Raw genomic sequence first — 23,255 nt, forward strand, 5'->3', positions numbered from 1 at the left:
TATTATTCCTCAAATTCATTTTTAACAGTTGTTAAAGCTGCACTAATCACTTGATCCATATTGTAATAGCGATATTGTCCCAAACGGCCACCAAAAATAACTTTTTTAGCTTCTTTGTCAGCCAGTAATCTATATTGTTTATAAAGTGTATTATTCTCTGAATTGTTAACTGGGTAATACGGTTCATCACCACGATGCCATGTCTTAGGATATTCACGTGTAATAACAGTCTTGCCTTTATCTCCCTTGCCAAAATCAAAATGTTTATGTTCGATAATTCGTGTAAAGGGAGTCTCAGCATCAGTATAGTTAACAACTGCATTACCTTGATAGTTATCCTTATCCAATTCTTCTGTCTTAAATTCCAAACTACGATATTCTAGTTCACCCAGTTGATAATCAAAGTATTCATCAATCATACCAGTAAAGACTACTCGATCATATTGCTTTAAATATTCAGCACGATTAGCAAAGAAATCAACACCTGTCTCAACCGAGATCAAGTCATTTGCTAACATTTTTTCAACAATTTGAGTATACCCACCAATTGGAATACCTTGATACGAGTCATTAAAATAATTATTATCATACGTTAACCTAACCGGTAAACGTCGAATAATAAATGCCGGCAAGTCTTTAGTTGAATGTCCCCATTGCTTTTCAGTATAACCTTTAATCAATTTTTCGTAAATATCTGTCCCTACTAGAGAAATAGCCTGTTCTTCTAGGTTTTCTGGCTTTTTACCCTTCAAAACAGCTCGTTGTTCATTAATTTTGGCCTGTGCTTCTTCAGGTGTAACTACTCCCCATAACTTGTTGAACGTGTTCATATTAAACGGTAGATTATAAATCTCCCCTTTATAATTAGCTATGGGGCTATTTGTATAACGATTGAATTCGGCAAAATGATTTACATAATCCCAGATATTCTTGTTTGAAGTATGAAAAATATGTGCTCCATATTGATGAACTTGAATGCCATCAATATCTTTAGTATAGATGTTTCCGGCGATATGATTGCGCTTTTCAATAATCTTAACTTTATGACCTCTCTTAGCAGCTTCGTGTGCAAATGTTGCTCCAAAGAGACCTGCACCTACAACTAAATAACTTTTCATTTTTATCCTCCACTCTTACATTAACCATCTAGTTATAATACCTTAATTTAATCTTTAGTTATTTTCTCTATAGCCTGCTTAATATAATAACCTGAACGCATTTTTTTGCCAACTTTAATTGCATTATTCTTCATAATGTTAAAATCTGCCTCTGAAATTCCTGCTAATACCGTATCTAATCTGCTAAGATCAGTAATAGCAATTCCAACTTTGTTTTTTACTACAAAATCTGCTATCGCTGCTTTTTTCCACACAATAACAGGAATCCCCGAACTTAAATATAATGATGTCTTGTGTGGTGCATTATAGCGCAAATACTCCCCAAACGTTCCATCACAATTTTCAAGATTAGTTCCATCCCATACTAAGCCATAATTTTGTTTCAAATACTTTGGAAGTTCATCAGGAGTATACTGTCCACCATATTGGATACATTCTGGTAGATGTAAGTTATTATTTGGTCCAAAGACCCAAAAAGCATTTTTAACAACTAATTTTTCAAGGAACTTAGCTTTAGCTAAGTTTCCTGCAAAACATACCGAACGATCATAGGTTCTAGTAAGCTGAAAGGGCTGTGGGTTGTCATAATCAAAAATACGTAGTTCTGACTTTTTTGTCGTAACTCCCTTAGCTTCAAGCCAACCTTCCATTGCCTTATTATGAACAATTAAACCCGTAATTTCAGGCATATTAAAAATACGCAGTTCTTTTTCAATAAAATAATCATCATCATTAAATAACCTTAACGACTCAATATCATGAATTACCATAATAAGCTTGGCCCCGGTATATTTTTTAATAGCCTTGATTATCTTCTCGGTTAAAAATAAAGAATAGATAGGATATTGAAAAACTATCACATCCATACTCTGCCCTTTAAATAATTTTGGAAGCCTCTTGAAAATATAAATAATTTTTTCAAGTTTATTTTTCGGCAAACTTGTCTTAAGAATCTGATAGCCATTTTGACTTAAAAAGTTAATTATATCACACTGTGCTTTGGGTCCGGCATCATTATCTGTTCTCTCAATCGTTGACATCACGAAATACTTAGTCATTTTATCTCCTAGTCCAACACTTCACATACGTTCCGCTTACTTAAAAATTTTCTTTTTTATAAAACCTCTGTTCATCTCGGCGGTATTAAATATATTCAAATATTTAATCTTGAAACGTTTCTGCTGATGTTCTATCCAAACATTCAGCAGACGTTCTGAGAGGAAACCATATATTCTACTTTGATATTCATCATAGTTACTAATATCAATACTTTTTTCAACTTTAAACAGTATTGTAAACAACCATTTACTATATTCATTAATGTATTCTTTACGCGTATAGAACATATTACAAATAATAAGCTGATGCCCATTCATAACTTTATCAAAATCACCAAGATATTCTGGATACAGCTCGCCGAGTACTTTCCTAGTTGTCTCTAAATCACTTGTAGTCCCATGAGATGCTGCAAACTGCTGCAACACCGTTCGCTTTTTAAAAAACTTTGTTTCTGGTGTTGGTAAGATCCAGTCATAATCTTCTAGGTACTTATTTAATCTTGGAACAGAGATCGGCCTGAGTTTCCCCAGAAGTAATGTTGCCGCAACCTCACCCAAAAAGCCTAACGGATATCCACTAAAATATCTTCTATAGTGTGATAATCCTACTATGTCATCTTGACCGTGTTTCCAAATCCAGTATAAACCAGTTAATTCACAGAAATTCTTATTTTTTGAAGAAATATTATCTCCCTTATCGTCACTTAGATAACCGTTAAGCTTATCTTTGCTCACTGCCCCTACTAATAACGGAACATAGTTTTCTGGCAGATAATAATCGAACTTCTTATGTGTTATTACATACATCGTCAAAAAAATCACCACAATTATTATTTGAGTTTTTCACATCATTACAATTTATCAACCATAAACGATGCTAAGGCTGTTTTCCAATTAACAAAAGATGAGAAACCCGTTTCCTTTGATAATTTCAACACGCTTCGTTTAGGTCTATAGGCTACTGTAGGATATTCCGCAGATGTTACAGGTTTAACTTTGACATCTGTATCTTTCAGTATTTCACATGCAAATTCATACCATGAACAATAACCATCGTTACAACAATGGTAAATACCATAATTAACTTTATCATCCACTAAATAAGTAATAAATTCTGCTAACGTTCTTGTCCAAGTTGGACGCCCGATCTGATCATTGACAACCGTTAAATTATCATGTGTCTGGGCAAGCTTTAACATGGTGTACACGAAATTATGCCCATATTTTCCAAAAACCCATGATGTTCGAACAATGTAATACTTATTACAGTATTTTTGAACTACCTGTTCACCTAAAAGTTTTGTTCTTCCATACTCATTCTGTGGGTTTGTTGGATCACTGGGTAAATATTCACCGGCTTTTTCCCCATCAAAAACATAATCTGTACTAATATAGATAAGTTTTGCATGATACTTTTGGCAGGCCTTCGCAATAATTTTAGTACCCGCTACATTAACTGCATAGTTTCGTTCCTTACCTTCATTCTCAGCCTTATCAACTGCCGTATAAGCTGCACAATGATAAACAATATCAGGTTTGTTACTAGCAAAACGTGCTTCAACAGCTGCCTCGTCAGTAATATCTAAATCATGGGAACCATACGCACAAAAGCTTTGTCCACACTCAGTTAACAAATTTGTTAGCTCTTGCCCAAGTTGACCTTTAGCTCCAGTTATTAAAATCGACATCTATATAAAATCCTCCGATCTATTTTAAAACTGCACGAGCCTTCAATGGACGCCACCAATCCTCATTATGTAGATACCAGTTAACTGTTTCCTTAATTCCAGTATCAAATGTATATTTTGGTTTCCATCCTAGCTGTGTTTCAATCTTAGTTGGATCAATAGCATAACGCCGATCATGTCCTAAACGATCTTTAACATATTCAATTGAATCTTCATTCAACCCTAATTGTTCAACTATTAAATGCACAATCTCATTATTAGTCTGTTCATTATGACCACCAACATTATAAATTTCACCCTTGATACCCTTATGCAAAACTAGATCAATTGCTTGACAATGATCTGACACATGCAACCAATCACGGATATTCTTACCATCACCATAAATCGGTAGCTTTTTGCCATCCATTCCATTAGATGTCATCAATGGAATTAACTTTTCAGGGAATTGGTAGGGTCCATAATTATTTGAACACCGTGTAATATTGACATTTAACCCATATGTTTCATAATACGCCCGTACTAGTAAATCAGCTGAAGCTTTACTTGCCGAATACGGTGAATTAGGTGCCAACGGTGTTGTCTCTGCAAAATAGCCTTCTTTTCCCAGTGTTCCGTAAACCTCATCAGTTGAAACTTGTAGGTATTTACGAATATTTAACTTTTTAGCAGCATCTAACAACGCTAAGGTTCCTTGCACATTAGTTTCAACAAAGACTTCTGGGTGTAAAATAGACCGATCAACATGGCTTTCAGCGGCAAAATTAACAATTGTATCAATCTTATATTCTTGGATAAGGTGCTTTAATAATTCACGATTAGTAATATTTCCCTGCACAAATGTATACCGTGGATCTTCCTCCACATCTTCAAGACTATGAATATTACCAGCATAAGTTAAAAGATCTAAATTGACTACGACACACTTGGGATACTTAGCTAAAAAATAATGGATAAAGTTGCTTCCAATAAAACCTGCTCCACCGGTTACGAGTAAATTCATTTTACTTATCCTCCTCATAGACAAAATTCAAGTCAGCATCTTTAAGCTGCGGATGTTTTGTATCTTTATCGGATAAAATTAAATGATTCAATGGCATCGGCCACTGAATTCCAATATCGGGATCGTCATAGGCAATTCCACCATCTGCTTCTGGTGCATAGTAGCCATCTACTTTGTAAGCAACATTAACATTTGGTGTTAAAGTTACAAATCCATGTGCAAAACCCTTAGGAACAAGTAACTGTCGGTGATTATATTCACTAAGCAAATAGCCTTCCCACTTACCGTATGTAGGTGAGCCTTTTCGAACATCAACTAATACATCATAGATGACACCCGTAACCGCACGCAACAATTTAGTCTGCGCGTAAGGTGCCCTTTGATAATGCATCCCTCGTAATACCCCTGGTTCAACGGATAAAGATTGATTATCTTGAATAAAGTCAACATCAATACCAGCTTCATGAAACTTATTTTGAGTATAGGTTTCTGTGAAAAAGCCACGATGATCTCCAAAAACATCTGTTTCAATAATTTTAACATCTTTTAGTTTAGTATCAATAATCTTCATAACTGTACTCCCCTCTAATAAGTATCTTTACTTAGTAATAAGCACAATGTACATTACCCATTTTACTTCTTTATTTCGACTCTGTGGCTTCAAACTTCTAATCAACGTTAGCCCTGCAACTGGACCGCCCGTTATTCCTTTATACAATACACCAAGTTCTTTTTCCTTATCTACTGTAAGTAGCTTAGCGTAGTATTCCTGAAAATAATGTACCTGTTGAGCAGTCATCGAACCATGCCTAAGTTCTTTTCGGTAGTATCGCATATTTTTCTTAATACCTCTTAGGATCCTGCCCACCTTTGATCCTGAACCAGAATCTGCTAACCCCGTATTAGCTCCAACAACATTTCCTTCATGTTGGCGATACAGAATCGTTACTTGTGGTAGGTATTCTACTATCCCAAAACAACTTGCTATCAAGCCAAACCACCAGTCATGCATGCCTACTTCCTCTGCATTAACATTACCAATCATCTGTTTAAGTGTATCGTTAATCATCATCGTGCAACCAGTGATACTGTTATTTATTGCTAAACTAGATAGATCAGTATAATCTTTAAAAGAAGCGGGCGGTGTTCTAAGTTCATTCAATTTACTATCCACAATACGATAATTTGTGTGTACCAAAACAGGAATATCGTTTGAACCTTTTCTTTCAGCGGACTTCATTAATTTCAAAGTCGCTGAAACCTTTTGTGGTAACCAAAAATCATCTTGATCACTAAACATATAATATTTTGCATTCACAACTCGTGTCAGCTCTAAAAAAGATTTTTTTGCACCTAAATTAGTATTATTATTTTCTACAATGTGAATATTAGTGTACTTTTTTTCATAGTCTCTCAAAATACTAATAGTATCATCGCTAGACACATCGTCCCGTATATATAAATCCCATTCTTTATAATCTTGAGCTAAAATGGAGTTAATTTGGTCTTTTAGATACTTTAAACCGTTATAGGTTGACATTAATATAGCAACTTCAGCTTTCACCGCAAAACTTCCTCCTTGCTATTACCTCTTAGCGATATCTAAAAGATATTTTCCATAATTATTTTTCTTCATTGGCTGGGCTAGTTCCCATAATTTATCTGCAGTAATATACCCCATTCGAAAAGCAATTTCTTCAAGACAAGCAACTTTTAAATTCTGCCTTTTTTGAATTGTTGCAATAAAACTTGAAGCTTCAAGCATTGAATCATGTGTTCCCGTATCTAACCAAGCATATCCTCTTCCCATAAGCTGAACATCGAGGTTTCCCTGTTCCAGATATACCTTATTAACGTCAGTTATCTCCAACTCACCACGCGGCGACGGCTTAAGATCTTTTGCAATATCGATAACCCTATTGTCATAGAAATAAAGACCTGTAACAGCATAATTACTTTTAGGTGCGGCTGGTTTCTCTTCAATTGATAAGGCATGCATGTTCTCATCAAAATCAACCACCCCAAAGCGTTCAGGATCATTAACATGATAACCAAAAACAGTGGCTCCTTCACTTTTTTTAGCAGTTTTTTGCAGCATCTGTGAAAGACCACTTCCATAATAAATATTATCTCCAAGAATCAAACATACAGTATCATTACCAATAAAATCTGCTCCAATGATAAATGCTTCAGCTAATCCATTCGGTTCATCTTGAACAGCATAAGACAAATTAACTCCAAAGTCGGCCCCTGTCCCCAGAAGTTCCTTAAAACGAGGAGTATCTCGTGGAGTCGAGATAATTAATATATCCCTTATTCCTGCTAACATCAGTGTAGACAAAGGATAATAAATCATTGGTTTATCATAAACAGGTATAAGTTGCTTAGATATTCCTCTAGTTATAGGATACAGTCTTGTCCCGCTTCCACCAGCTAAAATGATTCCCTTCATAAAGCTTCACTCCTTTTAAGATATAATCCGACAAACCACCACATTAATTCTCATATATTTTTCTCAGAGATGCAACTGTCGTCTCTTTATCGAACCCTTTGGTTCTCAGAATCTTAATATTTTTTTGGCTATTTATTTCTTTTGAACTTTTATGAGCTAACAAACCATCGAAAGATAACATTTTTTCTGCCCACTTGTTTGCTGATATCTTAGTTGAAATCGGCATTTTATGTGCTGTAGGTGCCAGAAAGGATTCCGGCGATTGATTCTCAGATATTAAACATTCTGTGCCGTTAGCTAGATTCTCTACCAACGATAATGATAATCCTTCATACAGGGATGGAAATGCAAAAATATCAAAAGCATTCTGAATCTCTGCTACATTATCAATATATCCTAAGAAGCGGACATTGTTTTGTAACCCCAAACTTGCTACCATCTGCTGAATTCTTTCAAAATGTTCTCCGTTTCCAACAAGGATCAAAATAGAATGTGGATATTTATCATGAAAAATTTTAAATGTTTTTATTAGGAACGGATGATTTTTTTGACGTGCAAAACGACCACAGTGCCCTATCACGACACTACTTTCTGGTATTTTTAATTTTTTTCTAACAAGGAGGCTTTTTTCCCTATTATATTTAAAAGAGTCAAGTTCCACTCCGTTAATAATAATTTTAAATGTTGATCTTTGTTGGACCTTATGACTATAAAAAAAATCAGCAGCATTTTGGGAACAAGCCAGATAATCCGTGGCTAACATGCCGGTTATACACATTCCCAACCTGTGTGCTGTTGTTTTTAATAACGAATATTGCCCCCTTTGGTCCGAATGTGCATGAATAATTATTCGTTTGAAACCTACTATCTTAGCCAAGACGAGGGGGATAAAATTATGCAACGAATCTAAATGCATATGAATGGTAGTGCTCCGCTGACAAGCATCTTTTAAAGCTTGCTTCAAGCCATTAATATGCTTTAATAAGCCCAGTTTAAGTTGGACGACCTGAATATAGTCGCCAAGTTCCGCAAGCTCAGTTGCTGGAGCAGAGTTAGCAATATTAATAAATTCAAATTTAAATCCGTCTTTTTTTAAAGAAGCATAATTATTTTTTACAAAAGTCGTGATCCCATTATTTGTATTGAAACTTCCCAACACAATAATCGTTTTACTCTCACTGTTTCTCATCGTACAACCTCTGTAAAATGTTTATTCTTCATTTGTTCAGAAGGTGGCTCCATATAGTTAGATCCATATAATTGTGAAAGGATTACATCGTAATCTCGAGCGCCACGCAAACTAAGGTTCTCAAATGTATAATCCCGGGTGTCATCATAAAGGCGCTTTGGGAACATCTCACGTAGTTTATATGCACCCATGAAGTTAACTACATACTCAGAAGACTCATACGGATATTTTTGAAGTGCTTGATCTAACTTATTTAAACATTTTCTAGTATTCAACCATTTTTCTGGTTGAATAATTTTGCCAACTTTGATTAAAGACTTTTCTATAAACGAACGTTCTGTATAGTTTACGCTAACTTTATTAAACTCTGAATACTTGAGCATCAGCCGCAAGCGCAATAAGTTAAAACTGTGCACCTTCCGCGCAAAGTTATTGTTAGGCATCCCATCGAGAGCAAAGATATCCATCCAAGAGCTTCTTTCTTCTGCATCAACGGCTGAGCGATCAATAATCCTTGTCTTGGGGTTTTCTAAGCGAGCAACGTATTCAGATGTATCTGAGTTCTTAAAAGTCTTAAAGGGAAAACTATCTATTTTATTATCATTTCTTGCAATTAAAGAACACATCTTCTCATAATCAGCCCTTGGCATTCCAACATCAATATCGTCATCCCATGGAATAAAGCCTTGATGTCTGACAGCACCTAAAAAAGTACCCCCCATTAAAAAGTACTCTAAATTATTTAAATCGCAGAACCGACTAAAACTTTCAACTAATTTCAATTCTGAAGAGTGCAGCAATTTTCTATCATCAAAATCAATTTTCAAGTTTTTTACCTCCAAACTTTCTAAAAAGAAAAGCAGCGATTTTTTTCATCCAGTGCTGTTTTTCCATAAACATTACAGGCAGTTCAACATAATCAATCTTGTTTTTTTCAACCCATACATCAACTAAAATCTCACTAACAAAACCTAAAATACGTTTTTCATAGTCCGAATAATCTGAAATATCTACCCTTTTTTCAACTTCAGTTAGAACGGAGAATAGCCATGTAGTGTATTCATCAAAAATTGGTGCGCGTGCAACTAGCATATTAAACATATGTACTTCTTTTCTATTAACTACTTCATCAAAGACTGATACATACTCGGGATACTGCTCAACTAGTACCGCACGTGCAGCTTCAAGGCCTTCGATATGGTGTGCATGTTTATAATGTGACCACGAGGTCTCGATATAGTAATTACGTTTCCGTGGAAGTATCATCTCATGTTTAGTAATCAGGTCCTTAAGTGTCTCTCTGTTCATTATATCATTAAATTTAGCTTGTTTACTTTTAAAAAAATTAGTCTTCCCATTTGAAAAAAAACGTCGATAATGAACTAACCCTTTTACATCAACGTTTCTGTTTTTCCATCCCCAGTATTGTGCTGTAAGTTCACAATAGTTCTTATTTTTTGAAGAAATATTTTCGCCCGTATTATCACGGTGAAACCCCTTAAAGTTTTCTTCGTTACTACCTACTTGTACTGGCACATAGATACTATCCTTAGGCATTTTAGCTAATTTGTGACTTACTACGTATACTTCAGCGTTCAAAAAATTCACTTCCTTAATTTATTAATCCATTATATGTTAAAATGCACCATTTCCCTTGAAGATGGCTTTAATATTCTTAAATAAAATTTTTACATCAAAAAATAAGGACGCATGATCCACGTAGTATAACTCGTAATTACATCTTTCCGGATATTCAATATTACTTCTGCCAGAAGCTTGCCAGTATCCCATAGCTCCAGGAGTCACTGATAAAAACTTATCTACCCTATCACCGTATTCGCTTAACTCTTCTTCAATAATTGGCCTTGGTCCAATTAAAGACATATCTCCTTTGAAAATATTAATAAACTGTGGCAGCTCATCAATGGAAGATTTACGTAAAAAGCGCCCTAACTTAGTTATCCGTGGATCAATATCTGCTGGAAGCTTATAACTGTTATCAACATACAGTTTGTAAAGTCCCCTGTCATTTTTTAATTTCTCTTCTGCACCGACTACCATTGATCTGAATTTATAAATATAAAACTTGCGTCCATTCTTACCAACTCTTTGTTGCTTATAAAAAAGAGGACCCTTATTCTGACCAACATGGCAGACAATAAACATTATTATAAATATAGGTATCATAAAAATCAAAGCTACAACAGATATTATAATGTCTGCTAGTCGTTTAATACCCAAATATACAGAACTTGGACCTTTCTTTTTGATATTTTGAGCCATTATATTTCTCCTCTAAATGCTACCCTCCGTAGATCTAACTGTTACATACAATATGTTACCAATCTTCCCCAATTTTGTAGGATAAGCATATAATAAAAAAACCTATGAATACACATTTTCTATTTTACTAATAAAAACATTAATGTAAAGCACAAAGATAAACCCTTAATTATAAAATAACCTTTTTTAACAAAAAAACGTGTGAACTGCTTTCAGTCACACATCTTTTCTAAAATATTCTCTTATATAACTCTGACTATTAAATAACCGTTAGTTTACTTTTTAACAGTAACACCTTGCCGATCAACTTCTAAATTAACCAATTTACCTGATAGGCCAGTTTGTTTCACTGCATCTGTAAATGCATCGAGCTTTTGTTCTGAAATAATAGTCATCACTGTTGGACCAGCACCACTTAAATAAGTAGCAACTGCATGATGCAAGTGTCCGATTTTTCGGAGCTGCGCTAAATGGGGAACAAGTTTCTGACGATAGCGCTCATGGTAGAGATCAGCCTCCATCAACTGGCCTGCTTGTTCTAGTTGATTGGTCATTAAAGCCGCGACTAACGTATTACCAATGCTCCCTGCATGTGTTGCTTCCATAAATGGCAACTGTTTTGGCAAAACATTGCGGCTCTCCGTCGTTAATAATTCCTGTTCAGGGATATAAGCCACTAACCGCGTTTCTGGAAAGTATCCCTTAATACTTATGTTTTTGCCATCTACAAAAGACGAAACGACAAAATCCCCTAAAATAGCTGGTGCGACATTGTCAGGATGGCCTTCCAATTCAGCTGCCTGCTGAACTTTTTCAGTCTTTGTTAAACTCACTTTGCCTAATTGAACCGCAAGCTCAATGCCTGCAACAATTGCTGAAGAGCTACTACCTAATCCACGTGCCAGTGGAATATCTGATTCAACCTTAATTCTGTGTGCCGGTAAAGATGGACAGAGTCTTAAAGCAGTTTTAATAATCATATTAGTCTCATTATGTGGAATACCCTTCCCCATATCATGCTCTACGATCCAGTTTGAATTCTCTTCAAGAACTGTTACTGTCAAATATAGTGTGATTGCAATCCCTAATGAATCAAATCCTGGACCCAAGTTAGCACTAGTTGCAGGAACCCTAATTTGTACCTTCATCTTACGAATTCATCTCCATTATCACGCTGACAGCAGTTTATACGAAGCGATAACATCAATTCCATCTAGTTCCTTAATTGCTGCAAGGATCGCTTTTAACTGTGCTTCCGACATCTGATGAGTCGTCATCACTACCCGTGCGTAATTATCATCCAATTCGGTCTGTAAAATCAAATGGAAACTAGCCTTAACACTTGTCATTACTTCTGTAATCTTCAACATCTGACCCGGTTGGTCTTTAACTCGTAGTGAAATATAGTAAGGATACACTACTTCGCTAGGTAATGCCTGTTTTCCTTCGCGTGAAAAATCATTGAAGCGGCTGCCTGTTGTTCCTAAGACAATATCCTTCGTCACTGCAATAATGTCGCTTAAAACACTATTAGCTGTGGGTAGCTCGCCTGCACCTGGTCCATAAAACATCGTCTCGCCAACTGCCGCTCCAGTAACAAGGACTGCATTGTTTTCATTCTGAACAGCTGCTAAAGGTTGGTCCTCTGGAATCAACACCGGTCCAACCGAAACCTTGATGCGATCGTTAATCAATTTAGCGATCCCCACTAACTTAATATTATAACCTAATTCCTTAGCTTGCTTAATATCCTCTAGGTCGACCCCACTGATCCCCTTTATTTCAATATCATCAAGCGCAACGTTCATTCCAAAAGCAAAGCGAGTCAAAATAATCATCTTATACGCCGCATCGATACCTTCCACATCGTTAGTTGGATCAGCTTCAGCAAAACCTAGCTCTTGTGCTGATTGCAATGCTTCTTGATATTCAACATGATTTTGGCTCATTTGCGTCATGATATAATTGGTTGTTCCGTTAACAATTCCCTTAACCTCAACTATTCGGTCGGCTGCAAAGGAGTTGACGATCGTTCTTAAAATTGGAATTCCACCAGCAACACTTGCTTCATAAAATAAGTCACAATTATTTTTACCTGCCAGTTCAGCTAGTTCTGAACCATAAGTTGCAATCAGATCCTTGTTAGCAGTAATCACATGTTTACCTGCTTTCAGTAAACGTTCAATGTATTCTTTAGCTGTCGTTACTGTTCCCATCACTTCAACAACAATCTGAATCTCTTCATCGTTAAGCAAAGCATCAATTTGATCAGTTACATTCACACCCGTCAAATCAATATTCCGTTTCTTTTTAAGATCATGAACGACCACTGTCTTAATAACCAATTTTCGTCCAGTAATGCTAGATATTTTATTTTGATGGTCGTGCAAAATCCTTACCACACCACTGCCGACAGTTCCAAGGCCTAAAACCCCAATGTTAATGACTTGCATGTCGCATCCTCCAATTCCTATATTGAAACCATTCTATCATATAAATCTAATTTTTAAACCATAAAATGGAAATAGTTTAATTTTTACAAAAACTTAGTATTAGTATTTTTTTACTCAAAAAACAACCTTATTCAGATCAGGATTATCTGTTATCCTTCCTAGAATTATGTTATCCTTTTTATAAAATACGCAGCTTAATGAGAGAAGTATCAAGAGCCTAAGGAGGAAACCCTTATGAACATCCTTTACAAGAGTACACGTGACAAAAATGGGCAGACAGTAACTGCATCCCAAGCAATTCTACAAGGGCTTAGCCCTGATGGTGGCTTGTATGTTCCTGATGCCATCCCCAAATTCAAATTACCTTTATCTTCATTAAAGCAGCTGTCTTATCAAGAATTAGCCTATCATATTTTACAACCTTTTTTCAGTGACTTTAGTGAACAAGAGCTTAAAAAATGTCTCGCTAACGCTTATGACTCAACCTTTACCACTCCACAAATCGCACCGCTAACTTATCATGCGGGCAATGCTTATCTTGAACTATTTCATGGTCCAACGATTGCATTTAAAGATGTTGCTCTACAATTACTGCCGCAGCTTATGACTACCGCAGCCCGCAAAAATAAGCTGCAAGAAGAAATCGTTATCCTAACAGCTACTTCTGGCGATACCGGTAAAGCCGCGATGGCTGGTTTTGCTGATGTTCCTAATACGAAAATAATTGTTTTCTACCCCAAAGACGGCGTTAGTCCTATTCAAGAACGACAGATGCTGACCCAGCAGGGAGATAATACTTTTGTTGTTGGGATCAAAGGTAACTTTGATGATGCACAAACAAAAGTTAAGCAGATCTTCAGCGACTCTGATCTTAACACTGCTCTCAAACAAGCTGGCTACCGTTTTTCATCTGCAAATTCAATTAATATCGGACGACTCTTCCCACAAATCGTTTATTATTTCTATGCTTACGGTCAGCTGCTTGCTGCTGGAAAAATAAAAGAAGGTGAGACAGTTAATTTTAGTGTTCCGACTGGTAACTTTGGCAATATTCTTGCAGGTTATTTTGCCAAAAAGATGGGCTTGCCTATCAATAAACTACTTTGTGCTTCCAACCGTAATAATGTCTTAACTGATTTTTTCAATGAAGGAATTTATAATAAAAACCGCCCCTTCTATGTTACTTCATCACCTTCAATGGATATCTTAGTCTCTAGTAATCTTGAACGCTTATTATTCTATATTAGCGGCGAAGATCCGGTTAAAACGGCGTCCTTAATGGCTAAGCTAACTAGTACAGGCAAGTATCAAATTGACTCTATGATGCGTTCACAGTTAACTGATTTTTATGCAGCCTCTGCAACTGAAAAGCAAACGGAACAAGAGATTAAACGACTCTTCACAACTGATCAAACTACAATTGATCCTCATACCGCTGTTGCTTCTTATGTTGCCCAAAAATACCATCATGAGGAACGTATAGATCAGCGACAAACAATTATTGTTTCAACAGCAAGCCCATATAAGTTCCCCCACTTCGTTTTAAGTGCTCTGCAACTTAAGTATGATTCTCAAAAACCTTTTGGTGTAATTAATGCCTTGCATTCCAACACCAAAATACCCTTACCACAAGCTATTGAAGAACTTATGCATCTCCCACTTAAGCACCACTGCGAAGTTGCCCCCGCAGAAATGAAGAATGCTGTTAAAGAAATTCTAAACCTATTTTAACTATTATTTAAAGGTATAAACTGAAGACAGTACACAAAAGTACTGAGCCAGAGTATAATTTGGCCCAGTACTTTTTAAGTATCATTACATGCTCTAGAATAAGTCAACTAGCTCATTTTTATCTTAAAGCAATTATTATCCCCTTTAGTCTCTGCACAGCATTCTCAAATACTAACGTAGCTAATATTAAATAAACCGGTAAAAATTGAATTAAATATCTACTACGCCCACCTTCAAAAATAAGTAAGAATAAAAAGCCACCCAGTATACTTAAGCGTAGCATTTGAGCATACTTTGTTTTATAGTCATATCCCAAGACGATTATCATTAATAAAACTGACCAGCTTAACTGTGCAAACCAGTAGAAATCGCCTAAATGTTTACCTGTTGGATATATAAATGACTGCAAAAAACCTCGGTTTCCCTTTTCAACTGGAGCTGTTATAAATCCACCTTCTACATTCCAACCAAAGGTTCCGTCAGAAGTATTATTAAAGTTTTTAAAGAGAAGAAACTTAATATATCCAAGCGGTCCTAGTTGGCGTAAACGTGTTTTTATAACTTTCTTTGAGTACTCTTTCTTTGCATCTGGACCCTTAAGCGAACGGGTTTTAGCAACGTTTTCCCGGTTATAACTGCCATTACCAAGCATGCCCATACTAATAAAATGAATCGGTGGTAGAGCCTTCCCTTTTGAAATACGTACATAGTCTTGTTCCTCAGTAAAATGATTAAACGCGTTAATACTTATACCAGCAAATAATAAAACACTGCAAATTGGAATAACGCCTCTCAGTATTATCCGCCTAAAGTTTATTTTTCTCTCTATCATTACAGTACTTGCATATAGTCCATAAACTACTGCAATAGCAATAAGAGGGATAATCGCAGAGGGTTTCATAAGATATGTACCTGCTGCACTAAATCCTAAAAAAATTGAAGCAACAACTACGACCGATATCCTATTTTTAAAATAAACTATACATGAAAATGCCAATAAACAGGCTGAAACAAAAGGCAAAACCATTGTATCTGAATAAGGGACTATGATCATCGGAAAAAGCAATAGAAAAATTCCGTGGAGATAGATAGCCAAGTCGACTTTTTTCTTATTTATAACTTTTATCGTTAGAATGTTCAAGAGAACTGCAATGTCTGTACATATCAATGAAAGATAACCTGTATTCAACCAAGTTAACTTCATATTAAAAAAATTTAGTAAATATTTCTGGAAGAAAAGTAAAAAAAGGTTATTCGGATAAATCTCAAGATAGGAAACATCTCCGCTAGGATCCTTCAAAAAATTATGAATAATACCTGCATCAAAACCAATCTTTGTGTGTGTCTGTTTCAAAAAGATCAACTGCCATATAAAAACTAACAGTAGGAATAGAGGTGCTGTTATATAAGCGTATTTAATAAAAATCGTACTTAATTTCTGGTAAGCCCAAGGTAATTTAAAAACTATTATAATTAGTAGAACTGCCAGTAACAGCAAGGCAATAGTTATTGCCGAAACATTTTCAATAAAAAAATGGTTATTTTGGATTGCCCCAATTAGAGTTATCCCTACCCAAATAGTAAAAATCGTGATCAAAAGTCGGTTAAATAATGAAAAAAATTGATTTCTAGTTATCATTTCTATACTCCATTTTTATTCTTATTTTTAGTTATGCTTTGTAAAGTACGCAAGATTTTATTGTCAATAACTCTATATTCTGGACTGCCCTACATTATAAAGATGGACTTATGTTAATAAATAGTTACCATATTTGAATTGTAACATATCGTTGACTGCCCCTTGATTATCCATCACAAAATCAACTTTTTCATTAATTTACCTAACTTCTCTTATTATTCTCTCTTATGGTGCAGTTTTACCTTGTTAGTTAACTATGTTATATTATATTACATAAAGATATACTTGGAGGAATTAAGATGGATGAAATTGATTTGAAAATTGTCTCGACTTTACAAAAAGACGCACGTATCTCTCTCAAGAAACTAGCAGATATCTGTTTTATTTCTGCGCCAGCCGTTTCAACCAGATTAGCCCATCTCCGAGAACGAGGCATAATAACCGGTTATCATACTGCTATTAACTATAAAGTCCTAAGTTTTCCTATTAAAGCTTATGTCAGTCTACGTTTATCCCCCAAAGATAAAGAGGATTTTTATCCTTATATAAAATCAGTTGGGAATGTCGTTTCCTGTGACTGTGTTACAGGCAGCTACTCACAAATTATCGTTTGTTATTTCAAAAGCACCAAATCACTCGATAACTTTATCAATGATATCCAACGCTTTGGAGAAACTAAAACACAAATCGTTTTCTCAACTAGTATTGAGCAACGTCCATTAGAATTAAATCCAGGAAAGAACTATTTTTAGTTATCGTAAATACTCTACAGTTACTAATTGAATAACCATTTATAAAAGGATTATTGGCAAGCTATTACTTAGTCATAATTCTTTTTTTAGGTCTTACACTCTATCTAATAAAAAAAACTTCGTCAAAATTTACTTTTAACTCAGTTTTCTCATTTTATAATATTAATTTTAACAGTATCAATGCCTTTTCCTCTGGTCGACATCTTCCCATCCAGGTTCTTCTATGTCTAACAACCTCGTCGTATTTTTTATAACCAAAAAAGTCACTAAAGTAATCCAACTAAGTCCGGCTAATACAACAGAGCAATAATATAATTTACTTTGATTGTAACCTACAGTAATCGTATGGTTCCCCTTCGGTAAGTTAATCTGAACGGTCCCCCGCTTACTAATATTAAAAGTATATCTTTTACTATTAACATATACATATGTTCGTGCATAAGCTACTGCGGGGACATCAACTACAGCATGTTTAACTAACTTAACCTTATAAGTCAATGCATTTGGACTAGATATAGGCGCTACTTTTTGCGCTCTTCCATTGACCATCATTAGATTATTAATAATAGAACCTGAACTCTTTTGAGCTTTTTCTGGATAGTAATCTGTTTCTCCATAAATTGCTAAATAACTAAATTGATATTTATAATTATCCTTATCTAATTGAGCTGGTTGTGGAATGTTTTGCAATGTCACCGCTGCAGGTTTCAAATATGTATTCTGATTAAACTTTGAAACCAATTGACTAGAATCCGCAGTAGCGCTGAAATAACTAAACATACTTATAGTCGCAACACCTAGTATAAAAATAATTGGTGCACCCTTACGGAGTCTCCTAAAAACTTTAGTTTGATAGATTTGATAAATACCGTCGGATGCAACAATTGCCAAAAATAAATTAGCGTAACTAAGATATCGCCAAGGTAGCTGAATAACTGCTAAAGGCGATTCTCTAAAACTACCCCAAGGGAAAACCGATGTGGATATTATAGTTAAAAACACACCTAGAATGTAAGAAAAAAGACCTATAGGCTTGTTCTTAACCCAATACCACCCCAAAAAAAGTGTTGCGAGGAGAAGAAGTCCTATACTTGAATTTTTAGCAACATTTGATATAGAGCTTTGGAACAAGGTAAATCCGTCTATTGTAACATTAACACCTGGCTTTGCTGATGTTACATTATGATTAATAAAATCAGTTATAAACGGAATAACAACTGGCATAATCATCAAAAAGATTAAGCTAGCGCTCATAAGAATATAAAAAAATCTTTTTCTTAATAAATTATGTCCTAAAAATAACCCAGTTAATACGCAAATTATTAGCACCTCAATAGTCATAACAACACTAAGAACATGACTATATATTAATAATGACATACCCACACTGAAAATATACCATTTTTTCCCATTTCTAAAAAATAGTTCATAGAAACCTAGAAATACAAGCGGCAAAAATGTAACTGCAATAAACTCTCCAAATACAAAATTACCAAGATATAATCGATACGCTGCTAAAACATAAATAAATGCAAAAACTATACTGCGTATTTTACTTTTAGAAAAACTCAGCATACAAAAATAGCTTATTAAATAAGTAGCAAAGGTTATTAACCCATACCAAATATAGAAAGCACTAACCGGATTAAAATAAAACCTTAATAAAGCCCACGGATATAAAAAAACCGTCGGATAAAACAAAAAAGACCCTACTCCAGTTTTTTGAAAAGTTGCCGTTGCAATAAAAGTAAACCATTTCCCATGCTGCAAATTTCGGTATATTTCTTCAACACGTGAAACATGAAATAACCAATCTGAAAAAGCCGAAAGACGCTGAGTCTCAAAAAAAGGCTTAACCATAATAATAGTTGCTGTTAAAAAAAGAATAATTACTAGTAACGATTGCACTATTTTTATATATTTATTTTTACTAATTATATTTTGTTTCATATTAACGTCAACTCATCCTCACAAAAACAAATTTGTAGTGCTAATATAGATATATTTTCTACTTACTTTACCTAGTCTTTATTAATTGTACTATTAAAAACTAGAATCTTTGCTTTCTACTTTTAATAAATATTCCATAAACAATTAAAGTACCCCATGTTAGCAGACTTATTATAATCCCTAATTTATCTAGTTTTGAAAAGATATATTTAACAGTTACCGGCCCTTTAACAGCAGATATTACTTTTACAGTCCCACGAGTACTCTTTTTTGCTACGATCTGTTTTCCGTTTCTATATACTTGTAAATTCTTATAATAAAATATAGGCAAATCAATACTTGATGCTCGTTTTATAATACTATCATTAAAAGTCAGCGTATTGGGAGCAGAAAAAATCTTTTTTATCTGTACCTTTTTACCATTAATGATCGCAATATGATTCTTAACATCATTTAAACTAGGAAGTCCTTTGGCTGGTGTATATTGATCTAAATATAAATTCTGTTCTTCTGCCAACTTAGTAGTTGTATCTGGAGTGTAAATGTGTGTGTTAGCCGTCTTTCCTTGTGTAAACTTATACATACTTGCCAAATAAGGCAATGCTCCTAACAGTAGAAAAGTAAGTAGAACTATTATTGATCGTTTTCTAACATCACCCGCCACTCCTCCGTAATTATCTGCTACCAATAAAATTATTTTTGATGCAACTATAGATAATAAAAAAGTCGGGATAATCAAAAGCCTGAACGGAAACTGAATGATATTCAGAGCTGAGTTCTGAACAAGATTCCAGGGAAATAGATTAGAAGTTACTAAAAAAGAACCGACACCTACTAAATAAATTAATCGATACTTTACGTCGAATTTATTAAACACGACTACGCCCAGTAAGACAGAGCATATTAGTAGAAACCCAATATTATAATGATTTCCATCCAACACACGGTTTAAATTATTAGAAAACGAAGCAGAAAGCATATTATTAAAATCATCTGGTACAAGAGGTTGCGGTGATGGCTGCTTAAATTTCTGAAAAAGTTCCTGTTCAAGGAAAGGCAAGATGAAAATAGATGAACCTAAAAAAGCAACTATGCCTGAAAAAGCCAATGTTAACGTCCGCTTTAATCGATTATCGACCCAATATAAGCTAATGATCCACACAAACAGTAAAAAAGTTACAATAATTATGGCACTTAAAACATGCGACAGTACTACCATCATTCCGCCAACAGCTAAAAAGGGCCAATCTCTTCTATCTCCATACATAATAGCGTAAAAGCCATAAAAACATAGTGGCACAAATGACATTGCTAGATATTCACCTAAAGCGAATCTAGTAAAAGCATCAGTCACATGATACGCTGAAAAGACATAGATCCCTGCCATGATAGCCGCTTGAAGGCGACTATTACTGAAGCGTTTACCCACAATATAAGTGATCCACAAAGTTACAAATGTGTAAAAGAAGAAACCTGCATATATCGCTGTTACCTGGTTACTTATTAAAACACGAAAAACTCCAAAGGGCAGTAAAGTTACCCAGGGATAGAATAGATTGACCGGATAGCCAATCTGTTTAAATGTATATGTATTAATAGCTGGGAATAAGTTTCCGTGCTGAATATTCTGTGCAAGCTCATTGATCCGTAATACATGATAATATAAATCATCGCCATTATATATTATTCCCTGCCGACTTAATGGGAAAATAAAAATAAAACTTAATAATATAAAAAAGATACCAATAAGGCCCGTATTCCGATAACGTGACCATAATATTTTCATAGTGTAACCCCCAATAATAAATCCATCCTTACAAATAATTAGATTTTTTAACATACAATTATAGCAATAACATTTCTATTATAGATTAAGAAAACCGTTTTGTCATATTAAAATACAGTAAAAAAAATCCCGCAATCACAGCCAAACATAGCTGCCAATTGCGGGACTTAGTTAATTATTTATTCACTTATTTACTAGTTGTCTTTTCTTTTTTCCATAAACCTAAGATAACCCCAGCAATAACTGTTCCGATAACAACCGCGAGAATATAACCTAAGGGGTTGTTTGCTAATGGTGTTACCCAGAAACCACCATGAGGTGCAGGAACCGAAACATGTAAGAATTGTGTTAAGCCACCGGCAATTGCGGCCCCAATAACACCAGAAGTAATTACACGTAATGGATCAGCTGTTGCAAATGGAATAGCACCTTCAGTAATGAATGAGAAACCTAAGACCCAGTTTGTAATCCCAGCTTTACGTTCATCATCCGTGAACTTCTTAGGCCAGATAGCTGTTGCAAGCGCAATTGCGAATGGTGGAACCATCCCACCAGCCATAACTGCAGCCATCAAATCACCATTTTTAGTTGCTGTAAATGCACCAACTGCGAAAACATAAGCAGCTTTATTGAAAGGACCACCCATATCGATCGACATCATACCACCTAAGATAATACCTAAGACAACTGCATTACCTGTTCCCATATGTTGCAAGAAAGTTGTAACAACTTCATTGATAACAGAGAAGATCGGGTTAACGATGAAGAACATTAAGAGCGCCATAATCAATAAACCGAAGATTGGGTAAAGTAGCATTGGTTTCATACCTTCAAGTGATTTTGGAAGGTGTGAGAAAAGTTTCCGTAAGAGGATCGTAACATAACCAGCTAAGAAACCAGCTGCGATACCGCCTAAGAAACCGGCAGAACTTTGTGCATGTGTCATCACGTTAGCCGTGTAGGCACCACCAAATGAACCACTATAAACAGTTGCCATGAACCCACCAACAAAACCAGGCATTAACGCTGGACGATCACCAATTGATTCAGCGATAAAACCGGCTAATACAGGAATCATGAATGCGAAAGCCATACTACCAGCATTATTTAAGAAAATAAATTCAATTGACTTTGGCCCGCCAAAATATTGTTCAATGACGAAAGACAAAGCCATTAAAATACCACCACCAACAACGAATGGTAACATGTGTGAAATACCATTCATTAGGTCTTTGTAGATACGGCTACCGACTGAACCACTTGCAGTTTCTCCTTCATCTTCTGAACTGCTTTGGGAAGCGTGATAAATTGGAGCATTACCACTTTGAGCTTCAGTAATAAGTTCTTCTGACTTTTTAATACCATCAACTACAGGACGGTTAACTAGTGGCTTGCCATCAAAACGATTCATCGCAACTTTTTTATCAGCTGCAACAATAACACCAGCTGCACGTTTAATCTCATCAGCTGTTAAAAGATGTTTAACACCTTCAGAGCCGTTTGTTTCAACTTTAATGTCGACACCCATTGCTTCAGCTTGCTTGATCAATGCTTCTTCAGCCATGTAAGTATGTGCGATCCCAGTTGGACAAGCAGTTACCGCAACAACGAAAGGACGATCGCTCTTATCGGCAGCAGAAGTCTTAGCCTTTGCAGCAGCTGCTTTTTCCTTAGCTGCTTCTTTAGCTTCTTTCTCAGCTTCAGCATCAGCAAATAATTGCTGTACTTCATCAGGTGTCTGCGCTTTCTTCAACTTAGCAACTAAATCTGGGTTGATCAATAAACCTGATAAGGCTGCTAAAGCTTGTAAATGCGTATCATTAGCACCTTCAGGAGCAGCAATCATGAAGAAGAGATGAACAGGATTACCATCTAATGCATCATAATTAACACCGCCATTACTCTTAGCAAACAAGACAGTTGCTCGTTGCACTGCTTTGTTCTTAGCATGTGGCATTGCAATTCCATCGCCGATCCCTGTCGTTGATTGTTCCTCACGTGCGATAATTGCTTTTTTGTAAAAGTCTTCATCATTGATAACGCCGTTAACGTAGTATTTATGAACCATCTCATCAATAGCTTCTTTTTTAGTTGAAGCCTTGAGGTCCATGATCATAACGTCTTTTAATAACAAATCACGAATATCCACTAAA

The 23,255-nt window shown here is 35.4% G+C and carries 20 protein-coding genes; 2 read left to right on the top strand and 18 right to left on the bottom strand.

Annotated features, from left to right (window positions below):
- Positions 1 to 2: 2 nt before the first annotated feature.
- The 14 genes from glf to FC81_RS04060 all read right to left on the bottom strand — a co-directional run bounded on the left by glf (position 3) and on the right by FC81_RS04060 (position 13,244).
- Positions 3 to 1,118 carry a UDP-galactopyranose mutase gene (glf, locus tag FC81_RS03995; protein WP_057743210.1) on the bottom strand — a complete coding sequence of 372 codons (1,116 nt, stop codon included), beginning with the start codon at positions 1,116 to 1,118 and terminating at the stop codon, positions 3 to 5.
- 47 nt (positions 1,119 to 1,165) lie between these two features.
- The gene (locus FC81_RS04000; protein ID WP_083478748.1) at positions 1,166 to 2,176 is read right to left on the bottom strand and encodes a glycosyltransferase; all 1,011 of its coding nucleotides are present in this window, start codon (positions 2,174 to 2,176) and stop codon (positions 1,166 to 1,168) included.
- A 36-nt stretch (positions 2,177 to 2,212) separates the two neighbouring features.
- Entirely contained in the window at positions 2,213 to 2,983 is a 771-nt protein-coding gene (locus tag FC81_RS04005) for a DUF4422 domain-containing protein (RefSeq protein ID WP_235804630.1), read from the bottom strand.
- A 44-nt stretch (positions 2,984 to 3,027) separates the two neighbouring features.
- Complete coding sequence (gene rfbD, locus FC81_RS04010; protein ID WP_057743214.1) at positions 3,028 to 3,864, bottom strand: dTDP-4-dehydrorhamnose reductase; 837 nt, start codon at positions 3,862 to 3,864, stop codon at positions 3,028 to 3,030.
- A 19-nt stretch (positions 3,865 to 3,883) separates the two neighbouring features.
- Positions 3,884 to 4,867, bottom strand: a complete 984-nt coding sequence (rfbB, locus tag FC81_RS04015; RefSeq protein ID WP_057743215.1) for a dTDP-glucose 4,6-dehydratase — start codon at positions 4,865 to 4,867, stop codon at positions 3,884 to 3,886.
- A 1-nt stretch (position 4,868) separates the two neighbouring features.
- Positions 4,869 to 5,438: a dTDP-4-dehydrorhamnose 3,5-epimerase gene (rfbC, locus tag FC81_RS04020; RefSeq protein WP_057743217.1), complete on the bottom strand. Its 570-nt coding sequence runs from the start codon at positions 5,436 to 5,438 to the stop codon at positions 4,869 to 4,871.
- A 27-nt stretch (positions 5,439 to 5,465) separates the two neighbouring features.
- A complete protein-coding gene (locus FC81_RS04025) occupies positions 5,466 to 6,431 on the bottom strand; it encodes a glycosyltransferase family 2 protein (RefSeq protein WP_057743219.1) in 966 nt (321 codons plus the stop codon).
- A gap of 21 nt (positions 6,432 to 6,452) precedes the next feature.
- Positions 6,453 to 7,319 (bottom strand): glucose-1-phosphate thymidylyltransferase RfbA, encoded by an 867-nt coding sequence (gene rfbA, locus FC81_RS04030; protein WP_057743221.1) that lies wholly within the window; start codon positions 7,317 to 7,319, stop codon positions 6,453 to 6,455.
- A gap of 43 nt (positions 7,320 to 7,362) precedes the next feature.
- Positions 7,363 to 8,508, bottom strand: a complete 1,146-nt coding sequence (locus FC81_RS04035; RefSeq protein ID WP_057743223.1) for a glycosyltransferase — start codon at positions 8,506 to 8,508, stop codon at positions 7,363 to 7,365.
- Positions 8,505 to 9,335, bottom strand: coding sequence for a LicD family protein (locus FC81_RS04040; protein ID WP_057743224.1), 831 nt, complete (start codon positions 9,333 to 9,335; stop codon positions 8,505 to 8,507). Before FC81_RS04040 ends, FC81_RS04035 begins: the two co-directional genes overlap by 4 nt.
- Positions 9,325 to 10,107, bottom strand: coding sequence for a DUF4422 domain-containing protein (locus FC81_RS04045; RefSeq protein ID WP_083478749.1), 783 nt, complete (start codon positions 10,105 to 10,107; stop codon positions 9,325 to 9,327). The genes FC81_RS04040 and FC81_RS04045 overlap by 11 nt, the downstream gene beginning before the upstream one ends.
- A gap of 36 nt (positions 10,108 to 10,143) precedes the next feature.
- Positions 10,144 to 10,791, bottom strand: coding sequence for a sugar transferase (locus FC81_RS04050; RefSeq protein WP_057743226.1), 648 nt, complete (start codon positions 10,789 to 10,791; stop codon positions 10,144 to 10,146).
- Positions 10,792 to 11,066: 275 nt separating this feature from the next.
- Positions 11,067 to 11,939 carry a homoserine kinase gene (gene thrB, locus FC81_RS04055; protein ID WP_057743228.1) on the bottom strand — a complete coding sequence of 291 codons (873 nt, stop codon included), beginning with the start codon at positions 11,937 to 11,939 and terminating at the stop codon, positions 11,067 to 11,069.
- 21 nt (positions 11,940 to 11,960) lie between these two features.
- A complete protein-coding gene (locus tag FC81_RS04060) occupies positions 11,961 to 13,244 on the bottom strand; it encodes a homoserine dehydrogenase (RefSeq protein ID WP_057743230.1) in 1,284 nt (427 codons plus the stop codon).
- A gap of 234 nt (positions 13,245 to 13,478) precedes the next feature.
- On the opposite strand from FC81_RS04060, the gene thrC reads away from it, so the two are divergent.
- The gene (gene thrC / locus FC81_RS04065) at positions 13,479 to 14,975 is read left to right on the top strand and encodes a threonine synthase (protein WP_057743233.1); all 1,497 of its coding nucleotides are present in this window, start codon (positions 13,479 to 13,481) and stop codon (positions 14,973 to 14,975) included.
- A 118-nt stretch (positions 14,976 to 15,093) separates the two neighbouring features.
- On the opposite strand, the gene FC81_RS04070 is transcribed toward thrC, so the two are convergent.
- Positions 15,094 to 16,614 (bottom strand): glycosyltransferase family protein, encoded by a 1,521-nt coding sequence (locus tag FC81_RS04070; protein ID WP_057743235.1) that lies wholly within the window; start codon positions 16,612 to 16,614, stop codon positions 15,094 to 15,096.
- Positions 16,615 to 16,913: 299 nt separating this feature from the next.
- Between FC81_RS04070 and FC81_RS04075 the strand changes: the two genes are divergently transcribed.
- Positions 16,914 to 17,366: an Lrp/AsnC family transcriptional regulator gene (locus FC81_RS04075; RefSeq protein ID WP_057743236.1), complete on the top strand. Its 453-nt coding sequence runs from the start codon at positions 16,914 to 16,916 to the stop codon at positions 17,364 to 17,366.
- 177 nt (positions 17,367 to 17,543) lie between these two features.
- Here FC81_RS04075 and FC81_RS04080 read toward each other — a convergent pair whose 3' ends face one another.
- The 3 genes from FC81_RS04080 to FC81_RS04090 all read right to left on the bottom strand — a co-directional run bounded on the left by FC81_RS04080 (position 17,544) and on the right by FC81_RS04090 (position 23,251).
- Positions 17,544 to 19,316 (bottom strand): hypothetical protein, encoded by a 1,773-nt coding sequence (locus FC81_RS04080; protein WP_057743238.1) that lies wholly within the window; start codon positions 19,314 to 19,316, stop codon positions 17,544 to 17,546.
- A 100-nt stretch (positions 19,317 to 19,416) separates the two neighbouring features.
- Complete coding sequence (locus tag FC81_RS04085) at positions 19,417 to 21,102, bottom strand: hypothetical protein (protein WP_057743240.1); 1,686 nt, start codon at positions 21,100 to 21,102, stop codon at positions 19,417 to 19,419.
- 187 nt (positions 21,103 to 21,289) lie between these two features.
- Positions 21,290 to 23,251 carry a PTS fructose transporter subunit IIABC gene (locus FC81_RS04090; RefSeq protein ID WP_057743242.1) on the bottom strand — a complete coding sequence of 654 codons (1,962 nt, stop codon included), beginning with the start codon at positions 23,249 to 23,251 and terminating at the stop codon, positions 21,290 to 21,292.
- Between the last annotated feature and the right edge of the window lie 4 nt (positions 23,252 to 23,255).

It is taken from the genome of Liquorilactobacillus capillatus DSM 19910, from assembly GCF_001434915.1.
In the GTDB taxonomy this organism is placed as follows: domain Bacteria; phylum Bacillota; class Bacilli; order Lactobacillales; family Lactobacillaceae; genus Liquorilactobacillus; species Liquorilactobacillus capillatus.

Bases quoted from the DNA above. Each gene is read 5' to 3' on its own strand.
- thrC (WP_057743233.1), top strand. From the start codon at position 13,479: ATGAACATCCTTTACAAGAGTACACGTGACAAAAATGGGCAGACAGTA.
- rfbA (WP_057743221.1), bottom strand. From the start codon at position 7,319: ATGAAGGGAATCATTTTAGCTGGTGGAAGCGGGACAAGACTGTATCCT.
- FC81_RS04075 (WP_057743236.1), top strand. From the start codon at position 16,914: ATGGATGAAATTGATTTGAAAATTGTCTCGACTTTACAAAAAGACGCA.
- FC81_RS04005 (WP_235804630.1), bottom strand. From the start codon at position 2,983: ATGTATGTAATAACACATAAGAAGTTCGATTATTATCTGCCAGAAAAC.
- FC81_RS04080 (WP_057743238.1), bottom strand. From the start codon at position 19,316: ATGAAACAAAATATAATTAGTAAAAATAAATATATAAAAATAGTGCAA.
- FC81_RS04060 (WP_057743230.1), bottom strand. From the start codon at position 13,244: ATGCAAGTCATTAACATTGGGGTTTTAGGCCTTGGAACTGTCGGCAGT.
- rfbD (WP_057743214.1), bottom strand. From the start codon at position 3,864: ATGTCGATTTTAATAACTGGAGCTAAAGGTCAACTTGGGCAAGAGCTA.
- FC81_RS04000 (WP_083478748.1), bottom strand. From the start codon at position 2,176: ATGACTAAGTATTTCGTGATGTCAACGATTGAGAGAACAGATAATGAT.
- rfbB (WP_057743215.1), bottom strand. From the start codon at position 4,867: ATGAATTTACTCGTAACCGGTGGAGCAGGTTTTATTGGAAGCAACTTT.
- FC81_RS04085 (WP_057743240.1), bottom strand. From the start codon at position 21,102: ATGAAAATATTATGGTCACGTTATCGGAATACGGGCCTTATTGGTATC.
- glf (WP_057743210.1), bottom strand. From the start codon at position 1,118: ATGAAAAGTTATTTAGTTGTAGGTGCAGGTCTCTTTGGAGCAACATTT.
- FC81_RS04035 (WP_057743223.1), bottom strand. From the start codon at position 8,508: ATGAGAAACAGTGAGAGTAAAACGATTATTGTGTTGGGAAGTTTCAAT.
- FC81_RS04070 (WP_057743235.1), bottom strand. From the start codon at position 16,614: ATGATAACTAGAAATCAATTTTTTTCATTATTTAACCGACTTTTGATC.
- rfbC (WP_057743217.1), bottom strand. From the start codon at position 5,438: ATGAAGATTATTGATACTAAACTAAAAGATGTTAAAATTATTGAAACA.
- FC81_RS04050 (WP_057743226.1), bottom strand. From the start codon at position 10,791: ATGGCTCAAAATATCAAAAAGAAAGGTCCAAGTTCTGTATATTTGGGT.
- thrB (WP_057743228.1), bottom strand. From the start codon at position 11,939: ATGAAGGTACAAATTAGGGTTCCTGCAACTAGTGCTAACTTGGGTCCA.